Source organism: Peribacillus sp. BM1 (assembly GCF_056679975.1).
Map to the genome: position 1 here is coordinate 218,215 of NZ_CM155259.1, position 13,169 is coordinate 231,383.

General features: G+C 38.3%; 9 protein-coding genes. 2 read left to right on the forward strand and 7 right to left on the reverse strand.

Annotation, left to right across the window (positions count from 1 at the left end):
* Positions 1 to 125 precede the first annotated feature (125 nt).
* Positions 126 to 1,037 carry a DsbA family protein gene (locus AC1MGI_RS01080; RefSeq protein WP_480349666.1) on the forward strand — a complete coding sequence of 304 codons (912 nt, stop codon included), beginning with the start codon at positions 126 to 128 and terminating at the stop codon, positions 1,035 to 1,037.
* Positions 1,038 to 1,578: 541 nt separating this feature from the next.
* On the opposite strand, the gene AC1MGI_RS01085 is transcribed toward AC1MGI_RS01080, so the two are convergent.
* Together AC1MGI_RS01085 and AC1MGI_RS01090 are read right to left on the reverse strand one after the other, a co-directional pair.
* Positions 1,579 to 1,737, reverse strand: coding sequence for a hypothetical protein (locus tag AC1MGI_RS01085; protein WP_480347900.1), 159 nt, complete (start codon positions 1,735 to 1,737; stop codon positions 1,579 to 1,581).
* 451 nt (positions 1,738 to 2,188) lie between these two features.
* Positions 2,189 to 5,410 carry a DEAD/DEAH box helicase gene (locus AC1MGI_RS01090; protein ID WP_480347901.1) on the reverse strand — a complete coding sequence of 1,074 codons (3,222 nt, stop codon included), beginning with the start codon at positions 5,408 to 5,410 and terminating at the stop codon, positions 2,189 to 2,191.
* Positions 5,411 to 5,834: 424 nt separating this feature from the next.
* Between AC1MGI_RS01090 and AC1MGI_RS01095 the strand changes: the two genes are divergently transcribed.
* A complete protein-coding gene (locus AC1MGI_RS01095; RefSeq protein ID WP_480347902.1) occupies positions 5,835 to 6,161 on the forward strand; it encodes a thioredoxin family protein in 327 nt (108 codons plus the stop codon).
* A 425-nt stretch (positions 6,162 to 6,586) separates the two neighbouring features.
* Here the strand turns inward: AC1MGI_RS01095 and AC1MGI_RS01100 are convergent, their stop codons facing one another.
* The 5 genes from AC1MGI_RS01100 to AC1MGI_RS01120 form a co-directional block, all read right to left on the reverse strand.
* Positions 6,587 to 7,255 (reverse strand): C40 family peptidase, encoded by a 669-nt coding sequence (locus tag AC1MGI_RS01100; protein ID WP_480347903.1) that lies wholly within the window; start codon positions 7,253 to 7,255, stop codon positions 6,587 to 6,589.
* A gap of 418 nt (positions 7,256 to 7,673) precedes the next feature.
* Positions 7,674 to 10,289, reverse strand: a complete 2,616-nt coding sequence (gene ppsA / locus AC1MGI_RS01105; protein WP_480347904.1) for a phosphoenolpyruvate synthase — start codon at positions 10,287 to 10,289, stop codon at positions 7,674 to 7,676.
* A gap of 390 nt (positions 10,290 to 10,679) precedes the next feature.
* Entirely contained in the window at positions 10,680 to 11,156 is a 477-nt protein-coding gene (locus AC1MGI_RS01110; protein WP_480347905.1) for an SRPBCC family protein, read from the reverse strand.
* Positions 11,157 to 11,277: 121 nt separating this feature from the next.
* Positions 11,278 to 12,084 carry an endonuclease I family protein gene (locus AC1MGI_RS01115; protein WP_480347907.1) on the reverse strand — a complete coding sequence of 269 codons (807 nt, stop codon included), beginning with the start codon at positions 12,082 to 12,084 and terminating at the stop codon, positions 11,278 to 11,280.
* Positions 12,084 to 13,046: a S8 family peptidase gene (locus tag AC1MGI_RS01120; RefSeq protein WP_480347908.1), complete on the reverse strand. Its 963-nt coding sequence runs from the start codon at positions 13,044 to 13,046 to the stop codon at positions 12,084 to 12,086. The genes AC1MGI_RS01115 and AC1MGI_RS01120 overlap by 1 nt, the downstream gene beginning before the upstream one ends.
* Between the last annotated feature and the right edge of the window lie 123 nt (positions 13,047 to 13,169).

The window sequence follows — 13,169 nt, forward strand, 5'->3', positions numbered from 1 at the left end:
TTTTCCTCGCTGATTCTATATACGTAAGTAATCTATTTCTAACTAAAACTAGTATAAAAGTAATACTTCTCTAAGATTGATATTAAATAGAAATGGGGAAAAATGAATTGAAGAACAATAATAATATGATTTGTGATTTAGAAACAGGTGTATGTGGAGTAGCTGGAGAGGAAGAAATTGAGATGATTGATTTTAATCAACAAAAAAAATCAATTAATCTCTATTATGTGACCGATCCTATTTGTTCTCATTGCTGGGCAATTGAACCTGTTCTTCGTCGTTTTGTAGAGCAGTATGGAGATTATTTTAACTTTCATACGGTTATGGGTGGTTTGCTTGAAAAATGGCATGACGGACCAATCGATCCTGCAAACGGAATTTATAAACCAGCCGACGTTGCTGGTCACTGGAGAGAAGTTGGAGAATATTCAAGAATGCCAATTGATGGGACTTTAATGATTGATAATCCAGTTCAATCATCCTACCCACCCTCTCGTGTATTTAAGGTGATTCAAAAAAATCATACTGATGCAATAGCCTATGAATATTTGCGCCGTGCAAGAGAAGCACTTTTCGCATTTAATCAAAATATTTCAGATAAATCCGTTATGATTGAAATCGTAAATAAACTTGGTCTTGATGGAGAAGTCATTGTAAATGAAGCTGAACAACCAATCGGACAACAATTATTGAATGAAGATTTTGGTCTAACTAGAAGCTTAGGTGTCAGAGGCTTTCCTACCATTGTCATGACCAATGAGGAAAATAAAGGCGTAAAAATTGTTGGTGGCCGTCCTTTTGAATACTATGTTGACGGATTAAAACAAGTTCTAAATCTGGAAGAACTGCAACCAAAACCACACCCCTCCCTTTCTAGCTTGCTTGAAAAAGAAAAACTTTTATTTTCCAAAGAAATTGAAGTAATGTACGATGTTGAACAATCAGATGTTAACTCTTTTATTGAAAAAGAGCTTTCACCAGATCGTTATCAAGTGAAGGAAATTCTAGGGGAATTCTATTTTACAACTACTAAATAAACAAAGAAGAATGACCATAGCATACGTATTACAAGTGGATTTTAAAATGAATATTGTTGATAATGGGCATCAACAGTACTGTTTAACGAGGTCAAATAAGAAAAACTGAGGGAGGAAAACCGCCTCACTCAGTCCTTTTTTGTCTAGTGAATATCCGATAACTTGTACTCCATACCATGTACACTTTTATAATGCTCTGGATACATTTGTCCCCCATATTTTTTCATATGCAAACATCAGCGGAGTTTTGGTTCTTCTCCATCCATTCAATCAAATTCTATTATCACACTAAAAAAAGGTTATCTTTCTTTATGAAATGATGTTTAAGAAGAAGATGCTTAAATGATTCATAATATAAAAAAAGAATAAAGCAAGATGGTTATAGATTGATACTCGATCTATAACCATCTTGCCATGTTTGATATAATCCCACCTTTAAAATATTGTGTCCCTTATAAAGATTTGATTTTTAAGAGTTTCTGTCTAAAAGAACCTCTTGTGTGATTTCAATAGCTAATTTTTATCTTTCAAACTTTTTTACTTAGTTCGCTTTCTTTTCCAGACCAATGGTTACAAGCGTAAGAAGAACTCCTATACTGATGAATTCTGTAATCCCTACCCCAAAGAACGTTGCGGCCAAGGCAAAGAGGGCAAATGTATTTCCCTTTGACTTCGGCAATGAATTTGCATGTGTATTCATATGACTCCCTCTTCGTAAAATAAGCAATTCGTAAAAACAAGTTACATCCTAATTCTGGTTTACCTATAGTACAAATTATAAAGTTGATTTGTTTATTACAAGCGTTGTTCTACTACTAGAAAATATATAAAACAAATTACGTTTTTTATACTAACGATAAAAATATTTATAGGTAATATTGCAATTCGTAACGAAAAACATCATAAAAAATAAGGATTATTTCACTAAATGGCCCTTCGTAACATACTGAAGTTTTACAACATGGCAAGAACATAAAAAGAAAAATCCTGCTTAAATTAAAACAAGATTTTAATCAAACTTTGTTTCAAGGCCACAATAAAACCCTGATTTTTCTCCTTAGCGTAGAAAAACCAGGGTTTTATCTTCCAAATAATGTATCACTGTATAATATCCGCGTTTTGTCGACAGGACCCCTTATAGATCCGCCTCTCTATATCGCCAATATCTCCCGAATGTCCTCTTCAGTAAGAGTAGACGTTATTTTCTTCTCAGAATCGATGATCTCTGCAATCAGATGTTTCTTTTTCTCTTGCAGTTCATTCATTTTTTCTTCGATTGTGCCGCGAGCAACAAGTTTGATAACCTGTACACTATTTGTTTGACCAATACGATGGGCGCGATCTGCCGCTTGTTCTTCGACTGCTGGATTCCACCAAATGTCATATAGGATAACGGTATCAGCTCCTGTTAGATTGAGTCCTGTACCACCTGCCTTTAAGGAAATGAGGAAAAAGTTTCGTTCGCCTGCATTAAATCGATTGCAGATTCCCACTCTCTCTTCTGAAGGAGTTTGCCCATCAAGATAGAAAAACGGTAGGTCTTGGATCGTTAATTGTCTACCTATAAGCTCAAGCATTTTCGTAAACTGTGAGAAAATCAACACCCTTCTGCCAGAAAGCTTTGATTCCTCAATAATCTGCATCAGCTGTTCGAACTTCGCGGATCTCCCTTTATATCCGTCCACAAATAAGGCTGGGTGACAACAAATCTGTCGCAACCGAGTCAAACCAGCTAGGATTTTCATTCGATTTTTCCGAAGTGTGTCCTTGTCCAGATGCTTCAATGTATCATGTCTGAGCTTCGCCAAATAGGCTGCATACAATTGCTTCTGATCTGGAAGTAATTCCACGGATTCCATCGACTCGACCTTTTCAGGAAGCTCTGGAAGTACATCCTCTTTCAACCTACGAAGCATAAATGGTCGAATCCGTCGGGCAATCGTTTTTCTTGAGAGGCTACTGTATTCCTTTAAACCTAAGAATAGTTCAGGAAAAACAACGTGAAAAATAGACCACAGCTCCTCTAGTGAATTTTCAACAGGTGTGCCAGTGAGGGCGAAGCGATAATCTGCTTGTATCTTCTTCACCGCCCGTGCAGTTTGTGTTACAGGATTTTTAAAAACTTGAGCCTCATCAAAAAACACGGTGTGAAAAGATTGTTTCTCGTACCACATAATGTCCTTACGCAACAACGGATACGAGGTGATGATCACATCCATAGCCATTATATCTTGTTGTATATTGAAACGTTCTTTTTTATTCCCATCAACGACAAGAGCTTGGACATCCGGAGCAAATTTCATGATTTCACTTAGCCAGTTATATGTCAAAGATGATGGGCAAACAATAAGCGCTGGGCTCTGCTTTTTACGAATGTTAGGAAGCTCCGATAAAATAAATGTGATGCTTTGCAGCGTTTTACCTAGTCCCATATCATCTGCGAGAATCCCACCGAATCCATAGCTGGCAAGTGTTTTCATCCATTTGTAGCCGTGTTTTTGATAGTCTCGCAAGATTGGCTCTAAACGTTTTGGCACCTCAAACTCCAGGCGGCCAGGATCGCGGATGTTTTCCAAGAACTGTCGGAACGACTCTTCAAATGTGAACGCATGGCTATCATCAACTGAATCAAGAAGCCTAAGTCCCCGAACGATTGGTACATTCAAGCCACTTTCCAGATCTTCATTCTGAACCGGAAGTGCATGCAAAAAGCGGTTTATTTCTGTAAATTCCCTTGATTCCAATGAGAGTAACGATCCGTTCCGCAAACGATAATACTTCCTTTTTTCCTCTAAAGCTAATAGAATCTCACGTATCTGTTTCTCGGGAATACCATCCATTTCAAATTTGAATTCCAGCCAATCGGTCCGTTCCTTTTTAACCTTCACCCTAATCTGTGGCCGAGTATTCTCTTTAGAAATCCGATTTCTCACTGCCGTAGTTGCATAGATTTGAACCAATTTTTGAAGTTTAGGTACGACGTGATATAAGAACTCATACTCCAACTCTTCATTTTGCAAAAAATATCCACCGTCCGTCTTGGCAAACGAACTATCCTCCATCAGCTTTAGTATCGCTTCCTCCTTCGCAACATCCCTTATAAGCATGGAAACTGCCCGGAGTTCCCGACTGTCCAATGGATTAAATACAATATGTTCATAGTGAAACTCCAGCCCAGCAAGCAGGCGATTTTTCAGACGATCCAAGTATAACTTGGCAATCAGTGGTTTCTTCACAAACCGTTCAGAAATCGCTCCAGCTATTTGAACATCACCTAGTTTTTTTAAACCTGGAACCACTTTGTCCAGAAAAAAGTCTAATTGCTCTCTATGGATCGGAATTCGATTCGTCCCTTGCTCTTCTAGCATTTGTTTTAGATCCGAAAGACGTTTGCAATCTTCACTTTCCAATTGAATTACCTTTCCATCAGATAATACAGACCGATACGAGTTCAACACAAACATCTGATTCAAGCCTTTGATTTTCAGTTGATAGCCTTTGCCCTCCGTTTCTGCAAAGTTAAACTGTAAAGAAAGAGGTTCGCTCACTAAGCGAAGATCGTCAAACGTATTCCCGTCATACGCTAGCTTCACCAATGGTGCTCTTTCTAGAATTGGCACAATCCTGTCCCAAGAAGATGGAGGAATCAGTAATAGATGATGATTGCTTACAGAATCTGCTTTGTCAGGCACTGCATCCAAGTACACCTTTTCATCATCGATTACTTGAATGAGCTGCCAAATGACAGCATCTGTCTCTTTTTGAAAGCAATGTAGGTTTGGATCATATGTGAATGAATCGGAAAGCAAGCATGGATTACACGCTTCCACTTGCTTCAAAAAGTCTCGAATATTTTGTACATGGGTCGGACCAATCTTGGCTTCTATTCCAAACATGTATCCACCCTTTCCTATCATAACGGGTTGACAGGTAAATTCGACATCAAGCATTTTTCTTTTTTCAAAGTGAAGCTGATGGCCACTTAATGGTTTAGATCGATCATTGAAAAGCGTCATTAAATCTTCTGCCAGCGCTTGATTTGTTGACCTGTCAGATGGATGCTCGCTCGGAACAATAGGCATTGTCCCTTGACGCTGATGTTCATTAATCGACAGTAAAACAGCTGCAATATGTTGACAATCCTTTTGAAAGGAAGCTAATGTAGGACAGCTGCATTTCGTGCGCAGCCCACCATTCCCATCCTTTTCAATCGTGACATGGAAATCCTCCATGCCTGTAACCGTTGCTTCACAAACTTCGGGACTATATTGTTCAAATATTACTTTTTTAGCTCGATAAAAAGAGTCTCCTCTTTTGAAGGAGACCATACCACACATTTCTTTAATCACTTTTTGACTTACTTTTATATTCAAATGCTCTGCCCCTTCCTAAGGATATGCCGCTTCTGTTATCTTAACTATGTGAAATTGGTATTTTGGTATAAGTAATTATTGTACATGTTTGAAGTTTTGCATGCGTTCATGATTATGAAAAAAATCTAATTATCACGATTGTATCATAAGGTAAAATTTTTTAACTACAGTTTATTAAGATACCACCAAAATCCACATCTAACTTTATATCTAAGGAGTGATTAACAGTACTCACCCATTCATATCGTAAAAAATAAGGAAGCGGTAACATCTAAAGCCTGCTACTCTTTCAAAGAAAAATTGAGAACTTTGCTTTGTGAAAATCCATTAGAGGCAAACATGTGGATGGCTAAGTTTTGTATTTCTTGTAGTTAGTAGATATAATCGGTGCTATTCAAATTGTTTAGGGGCGTTAGGTGATTGTATGGAAAAAATGATGAATTTAAATCAAATTAAGGAAGCTATTCAAGAAAAACCATTTGTGATTCTGTTATCTAAGACAGACAATTGCGGTGTATGTGAGTCTGTTCAATGTAAGGTGATTGACCTATTGAAATCACATCCCCGAGTCAAAGGGGTATATGTATTTAATGAAGATGTGCCAGAAATTACATCCGAATATATGATTTTCTCTGCTGCTACTCTACTTCTGTTTGTGGAAGGTAAGGAAATGTACAGAGTTTCTCGATTTGTTCGATTCGATGAAATAGAGCGTATACTTCAGTTATATGAAAAGGAATTGAAACTGTAATTTCACAATTACCTTTTTAGTGAACCTTGCCCTGGCTTTCCTTTTGCCATTGGCATTTGAAACTATAAACTCTTTTTCTTGGTTTAAAAGTTATGTTAGTACGTTTACCTTAGTTTATACATAGATATTAAGGGTACTTGAATACTAATGTTTTAGAAAACCTACTGTAGAATAATCGGCAGGGTTAATCGTGCTTTTCCCATTAAGAATAGGGGAATTGAGCCCTGCAAAGGAATAAGGCCCTCATCATGTGTCCAATTGAAGAAGATTGACTTAATGAAACGAACCCTGTATCCTAAACGCTCGAAGTATTCTCCCGCCTGTAATAGGCAATCTTTCTGAATACGAGGACAAATTAGAAACAAACAATAAATTAAACAAAGCTAGTCTTTATTATAAAAAGACTAGCATCAATATCTACTTCATTATATTCTTTTTGCTCCTATATATCTTTTAGACCAATAACTATTATTCATAGAGCTAATACTCACTCCATTTGATGAGGAGCTATGAATGAATTGGTTATTCCCGACATAGATCCCCGCATGTGAAGCACCAGACTTATAGGTTTCAAAAAAGACTAAATCACCAACTTGTGGTTTGGATACTTTTACTCCCTTATTATAAATACCTGAGACAGTTCTTGGTAACTTAACATCCGCACTTTCTTCAAAGACATAAGTTAGGAATCCGCTGCAATCAAAACCTTTAGGTGTAGTTCCTCCCCATACATACCGGACACTCAACTGTTTTTTCGCTACTTTAACCAATTCGCTGGATTTCACTTGAGCTGCTTTTACAGGCTGTTTTGCTACTCCCAATACTTTATATGTATTTGCACCGACAATGCCATCCGCTTTCATTCCCTTGCTTTTTTGAAACTTTTTGACTGCACTTTCAGTAGTTGTTCCAAAATATGTTGTCGTTTTCTGATTCGTGAAGTATCCTTTATTTTTCAAAATCTCTTGTAATTGTTTAACTTCTGTATGAGTCATTCCGCTTTTTAATGTTTGATCACCCAATGCAGCATGACTAACTATTGGATTTGAAAGCAATATGCCGGTCACTACAAATGATGCAATAATTTTTTTCATTTACTATTTTTCCTCCGATAAAATCTCTTTTTCTTTGATTTTATCATCCTAAAGTGTCAGACATATTTAAATGAGATTACATTTTCATTGCAAATATGACAAAATTCGCGCCATCTTTAATAGATCGTTTTTTTTCTAATTCCTCTTGTAAGCTTGCTACAATTTCAGCTAAACTGTGGCAAGCTTACAAAAGTCCTCTGTTAGTCCAATAAAGTTTTTTAAAGATGTTTGTAAATATCATTACATATATTAATACACTCATGATGAGTAACTTTTTAGAAAATAAAAAAACATTCTACCTTACTAAACTACTGGTATCTCAATTACATAATTGTATGGTTTCATGTAATGCGTACCTTCTATAACAAAAGATAAGAATTCCAATATAACATCTTTCATACTGTAAGGTATTCAGCAATTACAATATTTCGATATACCCTTCTGTTCCATGCACGCGAATTCGTTGCCCGTCTCTTACCAATTTAGTAGCACTTTCCACTCCGACAACTGCTGGTAAGCCATATTCACGTGCGATAACTGCTCCATGGGTCATCAGTCCACCAACTTCGGTGACTAGGCCTTTTATGGATACAAACAATGGTGTCCAGCTGGGGTCAGTAAAGGAGGTGACTAATATATCTCCATCTTCTAGATCAGCATCTTCCATGTTTAAGATGACACGTGCTCGTCCCTCTATAACTCCGGAAGAAACAGGTAGACCTACAATAGCTTCGGCTGGGAGATTTTCTCGTTTGTACTCACCTACAATGATTTCACCATCAGACGTGATAACACGTGGGGGAGTTAGTTTTTCATATAATTTGTACTCGTCTTTTCGTTTGCTGATGATCCTGAAATCTAGTTTATTTGTGCGTACGACTTCGTGAAGTTCTTCAAAAGTGAGATAGTATATATCTTCTTTTTCATAGATAACGCCCTCTTGTACGAGTTGTTCGGCTTCTTTCAGTAGAGCCTGCTTATAAACGAAGTAGCGATTAACCATGCCGTATTTTGGATATTCCCTAAACCCGCTGAAATTTCGGATTAGGTCGATCATTCGTTTTGTTTCTTTGGATTTTTGGTCACCATCCGGTAATTGCTTCAATCGATCTAATAACTCTTGTTCTTTTTTCAAAGCAACTTGTCGCCCTTGCTCAAATTTCCGATTGCTAGCATTGGGCTCAAAGTTTTTGATATTACTAAGAATCACGGGGACAAGTGTAGTTGGTTTTTCGCTCCAACGAGTTTTAGTAATATCGATTTCTCCGGTACATCGCATTCCGTATTTGCTGAGATAAGCAATTATTGCGTCTTGGGTTTCCTGTCCGCCATCAAACTTAACCAATTCATCCAAAAAGTTATCATCTTTTACATGTTGTAAATAATCAATTACTTCTGGATAAGGACGAATCACATCTGCGACCTCCAATAGCGCCAGACCCATTTCCGAAGTAATATTGTTTGGTACAGATTGAGAAAGGGTGTCGGCTGCGTTTTTTTCACCTAACCACTCGTTCATTTTTTCATTGACCCATGATGAAGCATCCTGTGCCGCCATAATCACAGCCGAACTTTTGGGGTCAAATAAGATCTTCTTTAATTGTTGAATATCTTCCAGAATAAAATCAAACAAATCCGATCCAGATTTCGTTCGGATGTTATGTTTTAGCTCTTTTAACGATGTTTGACTGCTCTTAATCAAATCAGAAACAATTGTCGGATCGTTTTCGATTTGTGCCCTAGAATCCGCAGACGACACACTTTTATTGCTTTTACCGGAACTCTGTTCTTGCTTATCATTTGGTAAAGATTTTATGACATCTCCCCGCTCTATTATGGTCATAAGTGCGTCTTTCATGAGCGGATCGTGTTGTCCCATGGCATCTACTAGCATTTTTCTGCTGCCAGGTGAAGCCAGCATATGTGTGACATCAACAAACAATCTTCCACCAGCTTTACGCATGGGTGCAGGAGTCGTTAACAAGTAAAAAGACAATCCCAGTGGTTTTAGGGATGCGGTCATCATTTGTTGATGACCAACAGATACATAGACGTGATTTTCTTGATCATTCACTTCAGGGATCGGGTATAAAGTCGTGATTGGCCGACTCTGGACAATATAAAATTTATCATCAAACAAACACCATTCGATATCTTGTGGGCAACCAAAATAAACTTCGACCTGTCTTCCAATGCGTGCCAGTTGTAAAATTTGTTGTTCAGTAAGTGTTTGAGTCTTTTGCTGATCGCGATCGATCTGCTGGGTCTCTGTTCCGCCTTCTTTTCGTCCATAGATAGCCAATTTTTTGGTTGCTATCATCTTATCGACGATTTCCTCTTCCTGTACTTTATAACAATCGGCAGAGACTAAGCCAGAGACCAGTGCTTCTCCAAGTCCAAAACTGGCATCGATTGATAGCAGCTTTCGGTTAGATGTAATCGGATCAGCGGTAAATAAAATCCCTGAAGCCTGTGGGAAAACCATCCTTTGAACGATAACGGATAAATAAATTTGACTGTGGTCAAATCCATTTTTCATACGGTAGATCACCGCGCGATCCGTAAATAGGGAAGCCCAACATTTGCTGATATGCTGCATAATGGCATCGACGCCGATGATATTTAAATAGGTGTCTTGTTGACCAGCAAAAGAGGCATGTGGCAAATCTTCAGCAGTCGCACTAGAACGTACTGCATAAGCATGTTCATCGCCAAACTGGGAGAGATAGTGAATAACTGCGCCCGCAACATCGGAAGGAATTTCTACTTCCATAATGATTTGTCGAATCTTCCTGCTGATTTCACCAATTTGATCTCGGTCTTCTACATTTAGCATTGTTAATCGTTCCAACAAAGAATGATACGTTTCGTTTTGTTCGATGGCTTTTCGATATCCCACTGTTGTAATACAAAATCCTTCTGGTACTTGTATTCCTTCCATTTTTGATAATTCCCCTAAATTTAACCCTTTTCCGCCAACGAGCAAAAGCTGCGTTTTTTCTATCTCCTGAAAACCGAGAACCAAAGAACTCATTCTACATCTCCCCTAACCATTCATGTTCTATTGATTTTAGCAGTAGTAAATGAGAATAAAAAGTCTATATTAACCATTTTTTAAATGCTATAATTAGATTAGGAAGAGTTCAAAAAAATAGCTAGACCTTACCACAAAGTAAGCGGATGCCCCGGCTCATCCCCTTGAAAGCAGCTCATATATCTTTAATAGCGAACATCTTCTTCTACGCCAATCTCCCTACTAAAAACATAAGTGTTCGGTACTAGCTAGCGAAGATTATCCACCAGAATCGAGATTTGCGAGCCAGAATGAATACATATCGTGCCAACTTTCATTCTGACGCACAAAAAGCACCAACCGAAGACTCGGCCAGTGCTAGGTGTATGATCTACTATTCATTATGACCACTTATACTGATACTTCTTTTATAGCTACCGCATATTTCTCGTACCACTGTTTCCATTCTTCTTCTCGTTCTATTTTTCTACCATCCAGTAATGCCTGAATAACATCCAGACAAACATGCCAGCCCGCAAGATCTCTTGGCGTGTGATCCGTGATGGTTTCAATTTTTTCAATCAATACTAATTTACAAGCATCCTGTTCCGGATACAATTCAAACCGAACAAGATCTTTGTCCCACGTAAATTCTAATACTGAATTCAGCTTGAAATCTGTTATCGTAAGCTCTTCAAAAGTGCCATCTTGCATATCGAACTTAATGATACCACCTTTACGAAGCTCATCAATTCGAAGCTCGGAAAACCAAGTTGCTAACTTCTCGTTTTCCGTCAACATTGACCAAACCTTTTCAACAGAGTGTTTTTCATGCCGCTCAAATCGAGCAATATACCCATGTTCACCTTTTTGTAAGTTAGCTAACATTTTTCTTCCTCCCTTTTGCTCGATTTACAATTTAGAAACCTATACAGCCTATCATACACTAAAATGAATGCTCCATAACAAAAAGCAGTGGGGAATGAAGAAAACCCCACTGCTTGAAGTTTCACTTTAGGATCTGCTCCGCCAATTCAGGATAATCAATAAACGGATTACGATTCCCCTGTAGTTCTTGGATAGCTTGATTGCGGTGCATTTCGTATCGTGATACAGGAAATTGATGATGCCATTCCATTAAAAGTGTAAGATTCGTCAGCTCTTGATGAATCGTATTAGGATAACGAGTTAGAAAATAAAACGTAGCCCTAGCGACAATGCCTTTTCCGTATTCAGGCTCGAATTTTCCTGAATCTGATTTTCCGCATCCATCCTTCACACCTGAAACTCTTGCCTCAGGTACATAATCTTGAAAATCATCAAACGGATAGTTGCTGCGACTGCTATTACAGCTTGGTTCACACGCAAATAGATGATGTAAATCTCCGCGCATTGGTTCTTTTTTTTGAAACCAAGATTGCGGAATAACATGCTCACAATTTAAGAGGTTTCTTCCGGAAAATCCACTAATTCGGCCTTTCTCTCGATTTTCATGAAGGAGAAGATCCTCTTCTATAACAGTGAGCGGATCCATTCCTTTGCCTGAATAGAGGCTTTTCAGCTCACCATTTTCCTGAAGATCGACCCAAGGATATAAAAAACGATGTGGGGAATACCCGAGTTTATTTATATGCGTTTCTTGAAGCAATATGGTTAGATTTTTTTTCAAATGATCATTGAAGATCATTCGAGAATAATAGTCTTGCTTCATTTCATTATCTGTCCCATCATCATAGTACGGTCGATTTTTGAGATTCCTAAGGTAATTCGCTTGAATCGTTTTCCACTCATGGGCTAGTAAGTTTAATTCCCCCATCAGCTACTCAACACTTGTGAAGTTAATTTTTCACTAAAGACTTCCTCTAAATGATCCACAGCTGTTAGATACAATAACCCATTTCCTTCAAGCTTTGGTGAATGGCCTAACGGAACGGTCCGCTTGATGAGTTGTGCATAGAGTTCCGGCTCAGTCAAATTTCGTTCAAAGCTTTTATTCGAAAGTTCCTTGATTAACGCCAGTGCACCTGATATATGAGGCGTAGCCATTGATGTTCCACTCAACTTTGCATATTTCCCATCCAAATAGGTGGATAGAATCTCTTCGCCAGGTGCCACTAAGTCTACTTCTTTATTCGAGTTCGTGAAATCAGAAGAACGACGATTCAAATCTACAGAACCTACGCTGATTACTTCATTATAGCAGCCAGGATAGCCTAATTCATCCGTTGTATCTAGACCGTCTCCCTCATTTCCTGCTGCACAAACAACGAGGATTTGCTTTGCGATAGCATTTTGAATCGCTTGCTGCAATTCAGGTACATCATCTGGACCACCGAGGCTCATTGAAATGATATCCACTTTCTGCTCCACTGCATAATTGATCCCTTTAATAATCCACTCATACTGACCAGAACCTTGATGATCTAGCACTTTTAAAATTAATAAATTCGCTTCTGGCGCAACACCAACGACACCCACTCCATTTTCAACAGCCGCAATTGTACCTGCTACATGCGTCCCATGACCATTATAATCGGTGAAAATATCAGGGTTGCTATGATCATCGCCCGTAAAATTCCGTCCGCCAATAATCCGCCCTTGCAAATCTGGGTGGTCCACATCACAACCTGTGTCCAGAATTGCAACCGTAATGCCCTTTCCTTTCGACTTCTCCCACAGCTTTGGAGCCTGAATAAGCTCAATTCCCTTTGGCACCTCTGCAACCTTCTCAACCACTGCATCTACCTGATACGGAATCAATCGTACTTTTCGCTCCATTATTACCCCTCCTGATAGGATGAATTCGTAGCAGCATCTTTGTTGTTACCATTATTTTAACAAATATGAAAATTAAAAAACAGAGTCTTTTAGCTCATAAAGGAACAAACGTTCTTTTGTATG

Bases quoted from the DNA above. Each gene is read 5' to 3' on its own strand.
- AC1MGI_RS01080 (WP_480349666.1), top strand. From the start codon at position 126: ATGATTTGTGATTTAGAAACAGGTGTATGTGGAGTAGCTGGAGAGGAA.
- AC1MGI_RS01085 (WP_480347900.1), bottom strand. From the start codon at position 1,737: ATGAATACACATGCAAATTCATTGCCGAAGTCAAAGGGAAATACATTT.
- AC1MGI_RS01095 (WP_480347902.1), top strand. From the start codon at position 5,835: ATGGAAAAAATGATGAATTTAAATCAAATTAAGGAAGCTATTCAAGAA.
- AC1MGI_RS01100 (WP_480347903.1), bottom strand. From the start codon at position 7,255: ATGAAAAAAATTATTGCATCATTTGTAGTGACCGGCATATTGCTTTCA.
- ppsA (WP_480347904.1), bottom strand. From the start codon at position 10,289: ATGAGTTCTTTGGTTCTCGGTTTTCAGGAGATAGAAAAAACGCAGCTT.
- AC1MGI_RS01110 (WP_480347905.1), bottom strand. From the start codon at position 11,156: ATGTTAGCTAACTTACAAAAAGGTGAACATGGGTATATTGCTCGATTT.
- AC1MGI_RS01115 (WP_480347907.1), bottom strand. From the start codon at position 12,084: ATGGGGGAATTAAACTTACTAGCCCATGAGTGGAAAACGATTCAAGCG.
- AC1MGI_RS01120 (WP_480347908.1), bottom strand. From the start codon at position 13,046: ATGGAGCGAAAAGTACGATTGATTCCGTATCAGGTAGATGCAGTGGTT.